Raw genomic sequence first — 16,470 nt, 5'->3', positions numbered from 1 at the left:
CCGGAATCGCCGTGACCAAGGACGGCAGCCGGACTGCCCGAGGTGTCCTGGCCGAGAGTGGCGGGCGAGCTGCCCGGGGCGCCGTGCCCGAGAGCCGTCGGCGGGCCGCCCGCATCCCCCTGCCCCGGCGCGAGTCCCGCACCCCGCGCGTCGGCCCCCGAACTCACCGCGTCACCCAGCAACCCCACCGCCCCATGCACCGCATCCACATGGCGCCGCATCTCCTCGGCCGCGTCCGCGTCCAGCGAGACGCAGGCCGGGGGCAGGCCGACGAAGACGCGCTCGGCGAGCCCCGCGGCGACCTCGGCGAGCGCCCCGGTGTCCGTGCCCCGCACATCGCCGTACCGCAGCGAGCGGACCAGCGCGGGCAGCGCCTGGGCGAGGTGGCCGACATCGGCGTCGAGGGCGGCCCGGTCGGCGAGGATCCGCATCACCGTGGGCAACGCGTCCGGCAGTTCGGCCAGCAGGCAGCGCTCCGCCAGGGCGGTGACGTCGGCGAGACCCTGCGCGGCGACGGCATCGGACTCCGCCTTGGCGGTCGCCGCCGCGTACACGGTGGTCCCCCACACCCCGGCCTCCGCGACCCGCACGGACAGCTCGGGATCCCACCGCAACCGCCATGTCTCCCGGAACGTCCCCGTGCTCCCCCGCGACGCCACCGGCTCGCCCCACTCCACGCGGAGCAGTCGCAGCCGGTGCAGCAGCCTGCTGCGCCCGGCGTCGTTCTCCTTGCGCAGGTCGAGCTCCAACTCCCGCTCCTGCGCCTCCGGCTTGAGCCGCAGCCGACGCTGGATCCGATCGAGGTCCCGCTGCAACGGCACCGCCGGCGCCGACCGCGGCACCTCCCCCAGCACATCCCCCACGACCAGCCGGTCCTGCACCAACGCCAACGGCACGTCCGAGCCCTCGCACATCACCGCCCGCACCGCGTCGGTCGTCTCGCTCAGCCCCGGCAACGGGCGCCCGCGCATCGCCGCCAGCGTCTCCGCCAGCCGGACCGCCTCGATGACATGCGCCGAGGACACCATCCGGTCCTCGTCCCGCAACAGCCCGGCCACCTTGGTCATCCACCGCTCGACCGGCCGGTCCGGCGCACCGAACAGATGCCCGTACCAACCCGGCGAGTCGATCCCCGCCCCGTACCCGCTGACCCGGGCCAGCCGGCGGTGTGTCCACGGCACCCAGGTCATGTCGGCCTTGACCTTGGGCAGCCCCTTCAGCAGCGCCTTGTCGGCGGCCACAGTGCTCTTGTGCCGGAGCGCCGGCACATGCCACGCCCCGCACACCACGGCCACGTCGTCCCCGAACTCCCGCTGCGCGGCCCGCACCTGGAGCCGCATATAGGCCTCCCGCACGAGATCCCGCTCATGTCCCCCGCTCCCGTACGCCTCCCGCAACGCCCCCATGGCCTCTTCAAGCCCGAGAAACGGCGCGAACGCGTCCCCGTCCCCCACCCCCCGGTGCTCGACGACGTCCTCCCACCACCGCTCGGGATCGTCATAACCGGCGACCTCGGCCAGCACGGCGAGGGGATCGACCCGGACGTCGACACGAGGCCCGCCCGCACCGCCCGCGTCTGCCTCGGCGCCTGCGTCGGCGTCGGCATCGGGCGTGCGGCCACCCGCCGGACCGGACTCCGACGTGCCGTCATCAGCAGCGTCGCCCTCCTTGCCGCCTCCGCTCCCGTCGGTCCCTGGCTGGGCCTCGTCCTGCCTCCCCCACGCCAACGTGTGCGTGGCCGGCAGGTCGATGAAGCGGGCCGGGACCTGGTGCTCCACGGCCCAGCGGATCGCGATCCACTCCGGGGAGAACTCGGCCAACGGCCAGAAGGCCGAGCGGCCGGGCTCGTCCACGGCGTGGGCGAGGAGGGCGACCGGCGGCCGCATCGCCTCGTCACCGGCGAGCGGGATCAGGGCATCGGCCTCCGGCGGCCCCTCGATCAGCACGGTCCGCGGCCGAGCCGCGTCCAACGCCGCCCGTACGGCCCGCGCCGACCCGGGCCCGTGATGCCGCACCCCGAGCAGCAACGGCCCCGCCGGCTTCACGGCCGAGGCGGAGACGGAGGCTGCCGACGGATCCGACCCCGCCTGTCCCTCCACCGAATCGGCACCCGCCCGCACCACGTCGACGTCACCCGACGGTCCCCCGACGACGCCCGCGTCCAGCCCCCGGCTCTCAGCCCCGTCAACGCCTGTCACTTCGACCCCTCACCTTCGCCGCCATCACGCATCGCCCCCGCTCGTACCGTCCCCGCGGCCCACACGCCCCCGTGAGCTCCGCGGCCACCACGAGAGGTCACCCGTCAGCTCCGGGGCCACCACGAGTCGTCACCCGTCACCGCCCCGCCCCCATGGCCCACGGCCGCCACGGATCCACTCGCCGTCGACCCACCACGCGGGCGCCCCCACCCCAGGTCGTCGTCGTTCACGCGCTCACCTCCCGGCACGCGCGGTAGAAGTCCGTCCAGCCGTCGCGCTCGCGCACGACCGCCTCCAGGTACTCCTGCCAGATGACCCGGTCGGCCGCCGGGTCGCGGACGACGGCGCCGAGGATGCCCGCGGCGACATCGCCGGGACGCAGCGCTCCGTCGCCGAAGTGCGCGGCCAGAGCCAGGCCGTTGGTGACGACGGAGATCGCCTCCGCCGTCGAGAGCGTGCCGCTCGGCGACTTCAGCTTGGTGCGGCCGTCGGCGGTGACCCCGTCGCGCAGCTCTCGGAAGACCGTGACGACACGGCGGATCTCGTCGATGCCGTCGGGCGCCGCCGGCAGGTCGAGGGAGCGGCCGATCTGGTCGACGCGGCGGGAGACGATGTCCACCTCGGCCTCCGCGCTCTCCGGCAGCGGCAGCACCACCGTGTTGAAGCGGCGGCGCAGAGCGCTGGAGAGGTCGTTGACCCCCCGGTCCCGGTCGTTGGCCGTGGCGATCAGGTTGAAGCCGCGGACCGCCTGCACCTCCTGCCCCAGCTCCGGTATCGGCAGCGTCTTCTCCGACAGGATCGTGATCAGCGTGTCCTGCACATCGGCCGGAATACGGGTCAGCTCCTCGACACGGGCCGTCATGCCCTCCGCCATGGCCCGCATGACGGGGCTGGGCACCAGGGCGTCACGGCTCGGCCCGTGGGCGAGCAACTGCGCGTAGTTCCAGCCGTACCGGATCGCCTCCTCCGGTGTGCCCGCGGTGCCCTGCACCAGCAGCGTCGAGTCGCCGCTGACCGCCGCGGCCAGGTGCTCGGACACCCAGGTCTTGGCGGTGCCGGGCACGCCGAGCAGGAGCAGGGCGCGGTCGGTGGCGAGGGTGGTGACGGCGACCTCGACGATGCGGCGCGGGCCGACGTACTTCGGTGTGATCACCGTGCCGTCCGGCAGGGTGCCGCCGAGCAGATACGTGGCCACGGCCCACGGCGACAGCTTCCAGCGGGCCGGGCGCGGACGGTCGTCCTGCGCCGCGAGCGCCGCGAGTTCATGGGCGAACGCGTCCTCGGCATGCGGCCGCAACGCCTCGGTCGATTCCGCCCCGCCGGCTTCGACGGGCTTTGGTTCTACGGAAACAGGCATGGCAAAGTCCCCCTCCAGCTCGGCCGGTTCAGCCGTTCTCGGATCTGGCATCAACCGTGCACCACGCCACTGACAATGCGTTCCGACCTGCGCAAACGCCCTCGCGGGACCGCTCGCCGGATCATGCGCCGGACCGATTGTCAGTGGTGGGATCTACCTTCGATGGCATGACTCAGCAGGGGGTGCGCTGGACCGCGGATCAGGTGCTGGCACTGGCGCCTGACGCCGCGTCGCGCAAAGCGGGAAGCAAGCTCGGGGCGGCGGGGCCGTGGTCCGAGGCGGGGAGTGCCGGCGAAGGGACGGTGTGGGGGCTGTGCAAGGGCAGTGGCGGCAAGCCGTATCAGACGGTCATCGACATCGCGGACGCGTCCGGGCCCGCGTACAAGTGCAGTTGCCCGAGCCGGAAGTTTCCGTGCAAGCACGCTCTCGGGCTGCTGCTGCTCTGGGCGGGCGGGGACGGTGCGGTGCCGCCGGGGCAGCCGCCGGACTGGGCGGAGCAGTGGATAAAGGGGAGAAGGCAGCGCGCCGAGGAGAAGCGGTCGGCGGATGCGCCCGGTTCCTCGACGGGCTCCGCTGATCCGGAGGCGGCACGGCGCAGGGCCGAGCGCCGGGCGGTGCGGGTCACGGCAGGGGCTACGGAACTGGAGCAGCGTCTGGCGGACCTGCTGCGCGGCGGTCTGGCCGGCGCGGAGCAGTCGGGGTACGGGCTGTGGGAGGAGACGGCGGCCCGTATGGTCGACGCCCAGGCACCGGGACTGGCCGCGCGGGTCAGGGAGTTGGGCGCGATCCCGGCATCCGGCCCCGGCTGGCCGGTCCGCCTGCTGGAGGAGTGCGCCCTGCTTCACCTCCTCGACCAGGGCTGGCTGCGCCGCGAGCGCCTGCCCGACGGCCTGGCGGACACGGTCCGCTCCCGTATCGGCCTGCCCGCCTCGGCGGACGGCCCGCCCGTGCGGGACCGATGGCTGGTCCTGGCCCAGTACGACACGGCCGACGTGAAACTGACGACGCGCCGGATCTGGCTGCACGGCGCCGACTCGGGCCGCACGGCGCTGCTCCTCTCTTACGGCGCCGCCGGCCGCGCCCCCGAGCTGACGCTGCCGGTGGGACTGGCCCTGGACGCGGAGCTGACGGCGTACCCGGGCGCCGGGCAGCTCAGAGCGGCCCTGGGCGAGCAGTTCGCGGCGCCTGCTCCGGCGGCGATACGGCCACCGGGCCTGACGACGGCCGAGGCGACCGCCCGCTACGGCGATGCGCTCCGCGACGATCCGTGGCTTGATTCCGTCCCGGTGACCCTGGACCGGGTCATACCGACCCCGGACGGCGCTTCGTGGCAGCTGACGGACGCCGACGCGGACACGGCGCTGCCGCTCACCCCGGCCGCCCGCGCCCGCCCGGGCCTGTGGCGCCTGGTGGCGCTGTCCGGCGGTGCGCCGGTGAAGGTGTTCGGCGAGTGCGGCCACCGCGGCTTCACCCCGCTGACGGCCTGGCCGCAGGGCGCCGGCGACGCCGTACCGCTGTACTGAGCGACCGCCCCGGCGCCCTCCACGCCCGTCCCCAGCCCGCCCACCCCCTCCCCACTCCACCCCTTCCACGGCGGCATCCAGCACGCAGAAAGAGAGGAATGACCCGATGAACAGTCCCTCCGTTCCCGTGGATTCGCCGACGCCCAGCGCCTGGGAGGAGCTCGTCACGGCGGCGCTGCTCGGGACGGACCGGCGTACGCCGCCGGGCTGTGCGCCGGGCCGGGAGGCGCCGGTGGCGTTGCTGGACGCGGCGGCCGCGGAGACCGTACGGCGGCGGGCCGGGCTGCGGCCGGCGCGGGCGGCACAGCGGCCGCAGCCCGCGCCCGAGGATCCGCGCCCGGCGCTGCCTCCGGCGGCGGCCCGTCGGCTGGCGATGCTGCTGGCCGACCGTCCCGGCGCGGCCGGCGGCGGCCGCAGAGGCACCTCGCCCGACCTCGTGGAGCTGCTGCCGGAGTGGCTGGCGAGGGCGAACGACCGGGGCCTCGCGCCACCTCCCGAGGTACTGCCCGCCCTGCTGGACGCGGCGAGGGGGCGTACGGACCTGCGCCCCGCGGCGCTGGCCTTCGCGGGCCCGCGCGCGGTGTGGCTCGCCCGGCTCAACCCGGACTGGCGGTTCGCCCTGCGCGCGACCCCGGGAGGCGGCGCCGCGTTGCCGCATCTCGACGACTCGGCCAAGGTCCAGCAGCTATGGCAGGAGGGGCTGTTCGCCGAGCGGGTCGCCCTGCTCTCCGCGATACGCGCACGCGAGCCCGGCGCCGCGCGCGAGCTGCTGTCCACGACGTGGGCGACGGAGCGGGCCGAGGACCGGTTGATGTTCCTCGACTCGCTGCGGACCGGACTGGGCCCCGAGGACGAGCCGTTCCTGGAGCAGGCGCTGGCCGACCGGAGCCGCAATGTCCGGGCGACGGCGGCGGAGCTGCTGTCGGCGCTGCCGGGTTCGGCGCTCGCGGCGCGGATGGCGGTGCGGGCCGGGGCCTGCGTGGCGCTGGATCACACGGGGGACGGGCCGGCGATCGGCGTGGAGGCACCGCACGAGTGCGACCCGTCCATGGAACGCGACGGGGTCGTCGCCAAGGCTCCGGTGGGGCGGGGTGAACGGTCGTGGTGGTTCGGGCAGTTGGTGGAGGCGGCGCCGCTGAGCGCCTGGCCGGGCCGACTGGGCGGGCGTACCCCCCGGGAGATCGTGGCGCTGCCGGTGACGGACGACTGGCAGGCCGAGCTGCACGCGGCGTGGTGCCGGGCGGCGGTGCGGCAGCGGGACGCCGAGTGGGCCAGGGCGCTGCTCGGGGCTCCCTCGGCCCCCGAGGCCGGTGGTCCGGGGGCGGTGTCGCTGGCCGAGCGGGCGAAGCTCCTGGGCACGCTGGGCTCGGCGGAGCGGGCCGAGTGGGTCGCGGGGTTCATCGCGACGCACGGCCTGTCGGAGGCGTTTCAGCTACTCGGGGTGTGTGCGGTGCCGTGGGCCGCGCCCCTCGGGCGGGCGGTGGTCGACGCGCTCAACATCGCGCGGGACGCGGGGAGTTATCCATGGAGTTTCAGTGGAGTGATGGGCCTGGCCGAGCGCTGTCTCGACCCGGCCGAGGCGAGCCGTCTGGACGGCTTGCTGGCGGTACCGGACGAAACGGAGGACGCGTCGCCGGGGGCCGGTGGGTACTGGGCGGAGGCGTTCCAGCGGCTGGTCACGACGTTGCGCTTGCGGGCGGCCATGATCAAGGAGCTGGAACCACCTCATCCGCACCACAAGCCGGCTCAACCGCCGGAGGCAGCCGGCTGACGCACGTTCGCCCGCACCCAGTCCACGATCGACTGGGTGGTGGCCCCGGGCGTGAAGATCTCCGCGACGCCCTTCTCCTTCAGCGGGGGAATGTCGTCCTCGGGGATGATCCCGCCGCCGAAGACGAGGATGTCCTCGGCGTCGCGCTCCTTGAGGAGGTCGATCACCGCGGCGAAGAGCGTGTTGTGGGCCCCGGACAGGATGGACAGGCCGATCGCGTCGGCGTCCTCCTGGATCGCGGTGTCGACCACCTGCTCGGGTGTCTGGTGAAGACCGGTGTAGATGACCTCCATACCGGCGTCGCGCAGCGCCCGCGCGATCACCTTGGCCCCGCGATCGTGGCCGTCGAGTCCAGGCTTGGCCACCACCACGCGGATCGGACCGGCTGCCACACCCATCACTGCCTCCATGAAGCGACTACATCCATCCGTACCGACAAGCATCGCTCACACAGGAGTGATGAAGTGAACGAACGTTATCGCCAGCATCCCGCAACCGGCAGTTTCGCGGTGCGGACCGAGGGGGAAATCACACGGTGGGACACGTTCGCCGCGCACCGTTCCACATCTCTGCGGCACACGGGCCGCAGCAGTCCGCGGCACGCGCGTCACAGCGGGACCAAGCGCAACGGGAGCCGCAACGAGGTCGCCGCACCACCGCGCCGCCGGGCCGCGCGACGTGGCGGTGCGGCGCATCGACGGTGGCACGAAGGGCACGTAGGGCAGGTAAGGCACGACAGCGGGGAAGCCTCGTCGCCACACCGGCAGGGAGCCCCGCCAGGTCATGGGCGCACCAAGGCCACCAGGGCCGGCTCACGCAACGCGCGCCTCGCTCGCCCCACGCACCCTGCTCATGCCCCCGCCGGCACCTCCGCCGCGACTTCCCACGAGGGCACACGGGGGCCGGAGCCGTCCTCCTACGTGCCACAAGGAGGTCGGCCATGAAGGTCACCGGGGCAGCATTCCCCTTTCTCCCGCGCTACCGACGCCTGCTCCCGAGCAGGCTCGCCGGCCTCTCCCTGGCCTTGCTGAAGGCGACCGCCCTGGAGATCGCGATCCTCGCCGGTCATCTGCTCCTCTACCCCTCCGGCATCGCACAGGAGCGCCGGGCCACCTCCACGCTCCCCCCGGCGGACGCCACCCAACTGCCGACCGAGACCAAACCACCCGTCGTCCTGCTGCACGGCTTCATCGACAACCGCTCGGTCTTCGTCCTGCTGCGCCGCAGCCTGGCCCAGCACGGCAGGCACCAGGTCGAGTCGCTCAACTACTCCCCGCTGACCTGCGACATCCGCACCGCCGCCGAACTGCTCGGCCGGCACATAGAGGAGATCTGCGAGCGCACCGGAAGCCGGCAGGTCGACGTCGTCGGGCACAGCCTCGGCGGGCTGATAGCGCGCTACTACGTGCAGTGCCTCGGCGGCGACCGCAGGGTCCGTACGCTCGTCACGCTCGGCACCCCGCACTCCGGCACCCGTGTCGTCCCGCTGGCCAACGCACACCCCATCGTGCGCCAGATGCGCCCCGGCTCACCGATCCTCGAGGAGCTGGCCCGCCCCGCGCCGGGCTGCCGTACGCACTTCGTGAGCTTCTGGAGCGACCTCGACCATCTGATGGACCCGCTGGAGACGGCCTGCATCGATCACCCGGACCTGATGGCGCAGAACGTCCGCGTGAGCGGCGTCGGCCATCTCGCCCTGCCGGTGCATCCCGCTGTCGCGACCGGAATCCGGCAGGCCCTCGACACCACGGGAACCGGAGCCGAGGCCGCCGCCGAGGCCGACGGCCTGACGGTGGCGTAGCCACCGGCCCACACGAGCCCCGACAGCCGTCCAACTTCGAACAATCTTCGAACACAAGACCAAACTCGCGCCCACAGTCCGCCAAAACACGGCCGAATGCCCGTTTCCTGCGCGCGCGAAACCTGCCGAAGATTGTCGTGCCCGCGTACCGCCGGGTACAGTCGCCGCACTGCTCTGGCAGCCCCTGTTGTCGAGGCGAGAGAGAAGTTGGTGAACGATCGTCACCCGTCGGGGACCATGACGTCTCCGGCTTCGGCTTCCGATGCCGCCCCGGCGCACTACGCGTCGTACGGCACCCAGGAGGCCCACTACGGTGACTCCACCACGTACGCCGGCTACGACGCCAACGGTTTTGCCGCCGTCGGCCACGCCGCCCCCACCTTCGACGCGGACCCTCTGTTCGGCAGCCTCCCCGGCGAGAGCACGGGCGCGTACGACGCCACGCAGTGGTCCACGGGCAGCCACCACACCCTGAACTACGACGCGTACGCAGCCCAGCACCATGCCGGCTACGACAGCGGCGCGTACGACACCGCGGCCTGGACGACCGACCACGAGCGCCTCGCCTTCGTCCCGCAGCAGGCAAGCGGCCATGACGTCTCCGGCCAGTGGGACGCGAACGCCTGGCTTCAGCCCGACCAGTCCGCCGCCCCGGCCGACCAGACCCAGCACTGGGAATGGGGCACGCAGACCTTCGACACCGGGGCGTACGACGCCACGCAGTGGAACTCCGACGGCGCCACCGCGCACACGACCGGCGACTACGAGCAGCCCGCAGAATCCTTCGACCAGCAGGCCACCGCGCACTTCGAGCAGATCGAGCACGCCGGCCCCACGGGCTACGACGACCCGTCGCCGTACGACGATCCCGCCGCGTACGACCACCCGGCCCAGCACGACGCCGAGTCGGCCGCCACCGGCGAGCCCCCTGCCCCGGATCCCCTCCTCGACGGCCAGGAGGAGGCCACCCCGGTCCCCTCCCCGCGCGCCGCCTCCCGCAGCGGGGCGCGCTCCCGCCGCCGTACGCCCCCCAAGCGCTCCGCGCTGCTGACGGTCGCCGTGCCCTCGGCCTGCGTGATGGGCGTCGCGGGCATCGCCGCCGCCTCCGTCGGCAACCTGACCGACGACAAGGACGCGTCCACGCTGGCCTCGGACGGCGAGGCCGTGAAGCCGTCCGCCGCGAACAACAAGCTGGACACCCAGCTCGAGAGCCTCTCCGCCGGCGCCGACGACTTCGCCGACCGCGCCAGCCGTACCCAGGAGCGCATCGACCTCAAGGCCCAGCAGGCGGCCGAGAAGCGGAAGGCCGCCGAGGAGGCGGCCCGCAAGGAGCGGCTGCGCCCGAAGTTCGCGATCCCGGTCGCGAACCACGGTCTGAGCGCCTATTTCGGGCAGTCCGGAATCAACTGGATGTCCGTGCACACCGGCATCGACTTCCCCGTCTCGTACGGCACGACCGTGATGGCCGCGACCGACGGCACCGTGCGGACGCAGTGGAACAGCGCCTACGGCAACATGATGATCGTGACCGCGAAGGACGGCACGGAGACGTGGTACTGCCACCTCTCCAGCTACCGCGTCGCCTCCGGTACGACCGTCAAGGCCGGCGACCCGATCGCGTACTCCGGCAACTCCGGCAACTCGACGGGCCCGCACCTGCACTTCGAGGTCCGCCCCGGCGGCGGCTCGGCGATAGACCCGCTGTCCTGGCTGCGCAGCCACGGCCTCGACCCGACGTGAGCCACCTCAGCGACGCGTGACGACGTCCCTTGTGCGCCCCCGCCCTCGGCGGGGGCGCACACGCATGAGTGCTACAGCTTCTCCACCGGCGCATACCTCAGCAGCAGCCGCTTCGGCTTGGTGTCCCCGAAGTCGATCGTCGCCTCGGCGTTGGCGCCCGAGCCCTTCACCGCCGTCACCGTGCCCAGCCCGAACTGGTCGTGCGTGACCCGGTCGCCGACCGCGAGCTGCACGACCGGCTTCTCGGAGGTGCGGCGGGTGGCGAAGCCGGACGCGCCCGATGCCGAGGAGCGCGAGCGGGACGAGGACAGCGAGGCGGCCACTCCGGACGCCGGCCCGGAGGAGACCGGCGCGGCGGCACCCGTGCGCTTCCAGTCCACGTGCTGGGCCGGGATCTCCTCCAGGAAGCGGGACGGCGGGTTGTACGACGGCTGCCCCCACGCGCTGCGCATCGCCGACCGCGTCAGATACAGCCGCTCACGCGCGCGTGTGATGCCGACATAGGCGAGGCGCCGCTCCTCCTCCAGCTCCTTGGTCTGGCCGAGGGCGCGCATGTGCGGAAAGACGCCGTCCTCCATGCCGGTGAGGAAGACGACCGGGAACTCCAGGCCCTTGGCGGTGTGCAGGGTCATCAGGGTGATGACGCCGGCGCCTTCCTCGTCCTCGTCGGGGATCTGGTCGGAGTCGGCGACGAGCGCGACCCGCTCCAGGAAGTCCGCGAGCCCGCCGGAGGCCTCGCCCTCAGCCGACTCCTGCTCGAACTCCAGGGCGACGGCCGCGAGTTCCTGAAGGTTCTCGATCCGGGTCTCGTCCTGAGGGTCGGTGGAGGCCTGCAGCTCGGCGAGATAGCCGGTCCGCTCGAGCACCGCCTCCAGGACGGTCGCCGGTCCCGCGCCGGACTCGACGATCGTACGAAGCTCCTCCATCAGCGTGTTGAACCGCTTGACGGCGTTGGCCGACCGCGCGGCCATCCCGTACGCCTCGTCGACCCGCCGCAGCGCCTGCGGGAAGCTGATCTTCTCCCGCTGTGCGAGGGCGTCGATCATCGCCTCGGCGCGGTCGCCGATGCCCCGCTTGGGCACGTTCAGGATCCGCCGCAGCGGCACCGAGTCCTCGGCGTTGGCCAGCACCCGCAGGTAGGCCAGGACGTCCCGGACCTCCTTGCGCTCGTAGAACCGGACCCCGCCGACGACCTTGTAGGGCAGGCCGACGCGGATGAAGACTTCCTCGAAGACACGGGACTGGGCGTTCGTACGGTAGAAGACGGCGACGTCGCCGGCCTTGGCGTCTCCCGCGTCCGTCAGTCGGTCTATCTCGTCGGCGACGAACTGCGCCTCGTCGTGCTCGGTGTCGGCGACATAGCCGGTGATGCGCGCGCCCGCGCCCGCGTTGGTCCACAGGTTCTTGGGCCGGCGGGACTCGTTGCGCTCGATGACGGCGTTGGCGGCGGTGAGGATCGTCTGCGTGGAGCGGTAGTTCTGCTCCAGCAGGATGGTCGTCGCGTCCGGGTAGTCCTCCTCGAACTGGAGGATGTTGCGGATCGTCGCCCCGCGGAAGGCGTAGATCGACTGGTCGGCGTCACCGACCACACACAGCTCGGCGGGCGGGATGTCGTACTCGCCGGGCGGCACGTCGACGGGGTGCTCGCTGGTCCCGACGAGTTCGCGCACGAGCGCGTACTGGGCGTGGTTGGTGTCCTGGTACTCGTCCACGAGGACATGCCGGAAGCGGCGGCGGTAGTGCTCGGCGACGTCCGGGAAGGCGCGCAGCAGATTGACCGTCGTCATGATCAGGTCGTCGAAGTCGAGGGCGTTGGCCTCCCGCAGCCGCGACTGGTACAGGGCGTAGGCCTGGGCGAGGGTCTTCTCGAAGCCGTCGCTCGCCTGGGCGGCGAAGTCCTCCTCGTCGATCAGCTCGTTCTTCAAGTTGCTGATCTTGGCGCTGAAGGACTTGGGCGGGAACCGCTTGGGGTCGAGCTCCAGATCGCGGCAGACCAGCGCCATCAGCCGCTTGCTGTCGGCGGCGTCGTAGATCGAGAAGGAGGAGGTGAACCCGAGCTTCTTGCTCTCCCGCCGCAGGATGCGTACGCAGGCGCTGTGGAAGGTCATCACCCACATCGCGTTCGCCCGCGGGCCCACGAGCTGCTCGACGCGCTCCTTCATCTCGCCCGCGGCCTTGTTGGTGAAGGTGATCGCGAGGATCTGCCCCGGATGCACGCCGCGCTCGGCGAGCAGATGGGCGATGCGATGGGTGAGCACCCGGGTCTTGCCGGATCCGGCGCCGGCCACGATGAGCAGCGGGGTGCCGGAGTGGACGACGGCCGCGCGCTGGTTCTCGTTCAGCCCGTCCAGCAGTGCCGCGGCGTCGATGGCCGGGCGTGGGGCGCCGTCGCGGTAGTAGGCGTCCCGGTCCGGCGGCACGTCGAACTTCCCACCGAACAGATCGTCCGGAACCGGCTCCGGAGCGTGCTCGTCCTCGGGCGGCGGCGGGGGCTCTTCCCCGTGGGCCCGAGGGGCCTGGAGGTCCGCCAGGAAGCTGTCGTCAAAGAGGCTGCTCATCGCTCTCCGAGTCTAGGCCGCCCCACTGACAGCCCGCGGCCACCCCGAGAACATCACACGTTCCGAAACCGGATGATCTTCCACCCGGGCCCCACCGCAAAACCTCCCCACCCTCCGCAACCGCGGCATCACGATCCGCACCCGGGGTCGATCCGCCACCCCACCGCGACCGCCACACAGGACGAAATCGAACTTCCAACCAGAAACCCTCCACACCACCACACACGACCCCAGATCAACCGCGCCCGGCGCCACCCGACCCCAAGGTCACGAAAATGTATCGGGCATATCGAACATCAACCTTCACAGGGGCCACACGAGTTGGCTACGGTGCCGGGCAGGCCGTACGACCTCCACCGGCGAACGACGCCGGGCCGCACGGCCTCCGCCGAGTCCGGTACGCCATGGCGACCGGAGCCGGGGACCCACCGACCTTGGGGTGAATCGGCCGAACTCCCCTCCCGGGAAAGGCCGTAGGGCAACCCTTCCGAACCACCCGCCCGAACCCGACAGCTAACTCGGTAGGCGGAGCACGGAAGGAGTCGCCTCCCTTGGCGTCGCACCGCAAGTCGCGTCCCGCGAGTACGCGCGTAGCCGGCATACGGACCCCCGCCCTCGCCACGGCGGCCCTCACGTCCGTGGCCCTGCTGTCCCAGACGGCAAACGCGAGCCCCTCCACGGACGACAAGCCCAGCCTCGAAGAGGTCGAGAAGAAGGTCGACGACCTCTACCGCCAGGCGGAGTCGGCGACGGAGAAGTACAACGCGGCCAAGGAGAAGACCGCCAAGCAGCGCAAGCGCGTCGACACCCTCCTCGACGACGTCGCCAAGCGCACCCAGAGGCTCAACGACGCGCGCGAGGAACTCGGCCGCTCCGCCGCCGCCCAGTACCGCACCGGAGCGACCGCCCCCGACACGGCGACCTTCCTCCTGGCGGACACCCCGCAGGACTACTTCGACCAGAGCCAGCTGATGGGCCGCATGACGGACCGTCAGAAGGAGTCGGTCGACGAGTACTTCACCGAGCAGTCCGCGACGATGAAGAAGCGCCAGGAGGCCACCCAGAGCCTGAAGACGCTCACGGAGTCGCAGAACGACCTGCAGACCGCCAAGACCACGGTCCAGCAGAAGCTGTCCGACGCACGCGAACTTCTCTCGAAGCTGACGGCGGAGGAGAAGGCCCGCCTCGCCGCGATCGAGAAGCGCAAGCAGGAGGAGGCGGCCCGCAAGGCGGCCGAGCTGGCCCGCCAGCAGGCGGAGGCCGAGGCCGAGCGCGAGCGCCAGGAGGCAGCCCAGCAGCAGGAGACCACCCAGCCCCCGGCCGACTCCGGCACCTCGGACTCGTCCGCCTCGGACTCCTCGTACGCCACCAAGGCCGAGAAGGCCCTGGCCTTCGCCCGCTCCCAGATGGGCAAGCCGTACGTCTGGGGCGCCACCGGCCCCGACTCCTACGACTGCTCCGGCCTCACCCAGGCCGCCTGGAAGGCCGCCGGCGTGGACATCCCCCGCGTCACCTACGACCAGGTCAACGCCGGCACCACGGTCCCCCTCGCCAACGCCCAGCCCGGCGACCTGATCTTCTTCTACGACGACGTCACCCACGTGGGCCTCTACATCGGCAACGGCATGATGATCCACGCCCCGAAGCCCGGCACGTACGTCCGCGAGGAGTCGATCTACTACGACGGGGAGTCGTCGATCCACAGCGTGGTCCGCCCCGCTTGACGTACAGGCACGCGCGCGTGGCCGTCTTTGGCGCACGCGCGCGTGGAGCGCAGGGCCGCGAAGACCCGGGCGTGGAGCACAGGGCTGCGAGGACCGAGACCGCGGGTGGACGCACCCACGCACCCACACACTCAAACGCACCCGTACGCGCTACCCACACCCCCACTCAGCCCCACAGGCCGCCGCAGGCACCCTCCGCACCCCCGCCACGCCCATAGCATCGGCCTCATGCCCGCCAGCACCACCCCCACATCCCTCCTGCACACCTGGTGGTCGCAGCGACCCCCCACCGCCGGCGCCGCCGTCATGGCCACCGGCATCGTCTCGGTGGCCCTGCACCAGTCGGGCTACGAAAACCTGTCCCGTATCGCCCTCGTCCTGGCCTGCGCGACCTGGCTCGGCCTCGCCGGTGCCTTCATCGCACGCCTGCTGTGGGACCGCCCCAGATGGCTGGAGGAGGCGGCCACCCCCGCCGCCCTGACCGGCATCGCCGCGACCGCGGTCCTCGGCACCCGCTTTGCCGCCCTCGGCTGGGAGCCCCTCGCCTGGGCGCTCCTGGCGCTCGCGGCCCTGCTCTGGCCAGGCCTCCTCCTCGCCGTCGTACGCCACTGGCGCCACCGCATGCCCGGCGCGGTCTTCCTGGGCTGCGTGGCCACCCAGGGACTCGTCGTGCTGGCCGCGACACTCGCCGCCGCCCAGAACACCGCCTGGCCGGCCCACGCGGCTCTGGTTCTCTTCTGGCTCGGCCTGGTCCTCTACGCCGTCGCCCTGGCCCGCTTCGACCTGCGCCAGATCGCCCGAGGCGCCGGCGACCACTGGGTGGCGGGCGGCGCCATGGCCATCTCCGCCCTCGCCGGCGCGAAGCTCCTCGGCGCCGAGGGCCCCGACCTGTACCTCTGGAACAACGACGACACCGACGTCCTGCGCACGGTGACCGCCGCCCTGCTCGTCCTCGACCTGACCTGGTACGCCGTCCTGCTCATCGCCGAGATGCGATGGCCGCGCCCGCACTACGACGTACGCCGCTGGGCAACCGCCTTCCCCATGGGAATGACGGCCGCGGCGACGCTCTCCGTCGCCACCGCCCTGGACGTCCCATGGCTCGAAACCCCCGGCGAGGCACTGACGTGGATCGCGGTGGCGGCATGGCTGACGGCCACCGCGGCCGCCGTACGGCGCTACACCCGCCGCCCGTCCAAGGACGGCACCGACGCACCGCCCCCCGAGACCGACGTCAGGTCCACAGCACGGCGATGAAGACGTTCGCCGTGGTCAGCAGCCCGACCAAGCCGAAGAGCCGCTTGTCCACCGTCTCCTCGTCCCGCTTCACATAGACGAGCCCGAGAATCACGATCAGCAGTGCCAGCTTCACGCCGATCTTGATGTTGTTGACGGACTGGTCGTCCGCCTGGTTGAGGCCGACGAGGATCACCCCGGTGACCAGCATGGTCAGCGCGCCGTGCAGCATCGCGGGGACGAACCGGGCGGTGCCCTGCCCCATCGCCTTCATCTGGGTGAAGAAGCCACCGAGCAGCGCGGCGATGCCGATGATGTGCAGACCGACGAACAGGTGGATGAGTACGTCCATGGAGCCGGAGCCTAACCACCAGGGCAAACCGACCCGACACCGCCCTGTGCGTGTCCTCGCCCCATCCCCGATGCCGCATATATGCGCGCCATAGCACCCCGCGGCCGCCGCGCACCCCCCGAACCGCCACATCGGTCAGCACACAGCGTGAACGCGACGCCCTCATCCCGGGATCAAGCTCACTTGCGGTCACCGGCGGTCCGCTCCCAG

The 16,470-nt window shown here is 72.1% G+C and carries 11 protein-coding genes and 1 riboswitch; of the genes, 6 read left to right on the top strand and 5 right to left on the bottom strand.

The window, feature by feature from the left end; all coding sequences use genetic code 11:
• Positions 1–2,045: DUF5682 family protein (locus ACP4J3_RS08195; protein WP_426531935.1), on the bottom strand; the 2,045-nt coding region annotated here is incomplete at its 3' end.
• A gap of 379 nt (positions 2,046–2,424) precedes the next feature.
• Positions 2,425–3,555: an ATP-binding protein gene (locus ACP4J3_RS08190; RefSeq protein ID WP_426531911.1), complete on the bottom strand. Its 1,131-nt coding sequence runs from the start codon at positions 3,553–3,555 to the stop codon at positions 2,425–2,427.
• Between the two features lie 167 nt (positions 3,556–3,722).
• On the opposite strand from ACP4J3_RS08190, the gene ACP4J3_RS08185 reads away from it, so the two are divergent.
• Both ACP4J3_RS08185 and ACP4J3_RS08180 read left to right on the top strand, forming a co-directional pair.
• Positions 3,723–5,078, top strand: coding sequence for an SWIM zinc finger family protein (locus tag ACP4J3_RS08185; protein ID WP_426531909.1), 1,356 nt, complete (start codon positions 3,723–3,725; stop codon positions 5,076–5,078).
• A 106-nt stretch (positions 5,079–5,184) separates the two neighbouring features.
• The gene (locus ACP4J3_RS08180) at positions 5,185–6,849 is read left to right on the top strand and encodes a DUF5691 domain-containing protein (RefSeq protein ID WP_426531907.1); all 1,665 of its coding nucleotides are present in this window, start codon (positions 5,185–5,187) and stop codon (positions 6,847–6,849) included.
• Here the strand turns inward: ACP4J3_RS08180 and ACP4J3_RS08175 are convergent.
• A complete protein-coding gene (locus ACP4J3_RS08175; RefSeq protein WP_426531905.1) occupies positions 6,825–7,247 on the bottom strand; it encodes a cobalamin B12-binding domain-containing protein in 423 nt (140 codons plus the stop codon). The two genes, ACP4J3_RS08180 and ACP4J3_RS08175, sit on opposite strands and share 25 nt — an antisense overlap.
• A gap of 542 nt (positions 7,248–7,789) precedes the next feature.
• Between ACP4J3_RS08175 and ACP4J3_RS08170 the strand changes: the two genes are divergently transcribed.
• On the top strand, positions 7,790–8,650 hold the full coding sequence (locus tag ACP4J3_RS08170) for an esterase/lipase family protein (protein ID WP_426531903.1): 861 nt from the start codon (positions 7,790–7,792) through the stop codon (positions 8,648–8,650).
• A 237-nt stretch (positions 8,651–8,887) separates the two neighbouring features.
• Positions 8,888–10,390 carry a M23 family metallopeptidase gene (locus tag ACP4J3_RS08165; RefSeq protein ID WP_426531901.1) on the top strand — a complete coding sequence of 501 codons (1,503 nt, stop codon included), beginning with the start codon at positions 8,888–8,890 and terminating at the stop codon, positions 10,388–10,390.
• Positions 10,391–10,461: 71 nt separating this feature from the next.
• Here the strand turns inward: ACP4J3_RS08165 and pcrA are convergent, their stop codons facing one another.
• Positions 10,462–12,948 carry a DNA helicase PcrA gene (pcrA, locus tag ACP4J3_RS08160; RefSeq protein ID WP_426531899.1) on the bottom strand — a complete coding sequence of 829 codons (2,487 nt, stop codon included), beginning with the start codon at positions 12,946–12,948 and terminating at the stop codon, positions 10,462–10,464.
• A gap of 376 nt (positions 12,949–13,324) precedes the next feature.
• A riboswitch (cyclic di-AMP (ydaO/yuaA leader) is annotated at positions 13,325–13,491 on the top strand.
• Between the two features lie 8 nt (positions 13,492–13,499).
• Here pcrA and ACP4J3_RS08155 point away from each other — a divergent pair.
• Positions 13,500–14,672 (top strand): NlpC/P60 family protein, encoded by a 1,173-nt coding sequence (locus ACP4J3_RS08155; protein WP_426531897.1) that lies wholly within the window; start codon positions 13,500–13,502, stop codon positions 14,670–14,672.
• Between the two features lie 228 nt (positions 14,673–14,900).
• Entirely contained in the window at positions 14,901–15,929 is a 1,029-nt protein-coding gene (locus ACP4J3_RS08150) for a tellurite resistance/C4-dicarboxylate transporter family protein (protein WP_426531896.1), read from the top strand.
• On the opposite strand, the gene ACP4J3_RS08145 is transcribed toward ACP4J3_RS08150, so the two are convergent.
• Positions 15,907–16,260 (bottom strand): hypothetical protein, encoded by a 354-nt coding sequence (locus ACP4J3_RS08145; protein ID WP_426531894.1) that lies wholly within the window; start codon positions 16,258–16,260, stop codon positions 15,907–15,909. The genes ACP4J3_RS08150 and ACP4J3_RS08145 overlap by 23 nt on opposite strands.
• Positions 16,261–16,470 lie beyond the last annotated feature (210 nt).

The sequence above is a fragment of the Streptomyces sp. UG1 genome, from assembly GCF_049974585.1.
In the GTDB taxonomy this organism is placed as follows: domain Bacteria; phylum Actinomycetota; class Actinomycetes; order Streptomycetales; family Streptomycetaceae; genus Streptomyces.
Note: the sequence above shows the minus strand (reverse complement) of the source record. Positions and strands in the feature narration are given on the sequence as shown.

Excerpts from the sequence above, each read along its gene's own strand:
- ACP4J3_RS08190 (WP_426531911.1), bottom strand. The coding sequence starts at position 3,555 with ATGCCTGTTTCCGTAGAACCAAAGCCCGTCGAAGCCGGCGGGGCGGAA.
- ACP4J3_RS08185 (WP_426531909.1), top strand. The coding sequence starts at position 3,723 with ATGACTCAGCAGGGGGTGCGCTGGACCGCGGATCAGGTGCTGGCACTG.
- ACP4J3_RS08180 (WP_426531907.1), top strand. The coding sequence starts at position 5,185 with ATGAACAGTCCCTCCGTTCCCGTGGATTCGCCGACGCCCAGCGCCTGG.
- ACP4J3_RS08175 (WP_426531905.1), bottom strand. The coding sequence starts at position 7,247 with ATGGGTGTGGCAGCCGGTCCGATCCGCGTGGTGGTGGCCAAGCCTGGA.
- ACP4J3_RS08170 (WP_426531903.1), top strand. The coding sequence starts at position 7,790 with ATGAAGGTCACCGGGGCAGCATTCCCCTTTCTCCCGCGCTACCGACGC.
- ACP4J3_RS08165 (WP_426531901.1), top strand. The coding sequence starts at position 8,888 with ATGACGTCTCCGGCTTCGGCTTCCGATGCCGCCCCGGCGCACTACGCG.
- pcrA (WP_426531899.1), bottom strand. The coding sequence starts at position 12,948 with ATGAGCAGCCTCTTTGACGACAGCTTCCTGGCGGACCTCCAGGCCCCT.
- ACP4J3_RS08150 (WP_426531896.1), top strand. The coding sequence starts at position 14,901 with ATGCCCGCCAGCACCACCCCCACATCCCTCCTGCACACCTGGTGGTCG.
- ACP4J3_RS08145 (WP_426531894.1), bottom strand. The coding sequence starts at position 16,260 with ATGGACGTACTCATCCACCTGTTCGTCGGTCTGCACATCATCGGCATC.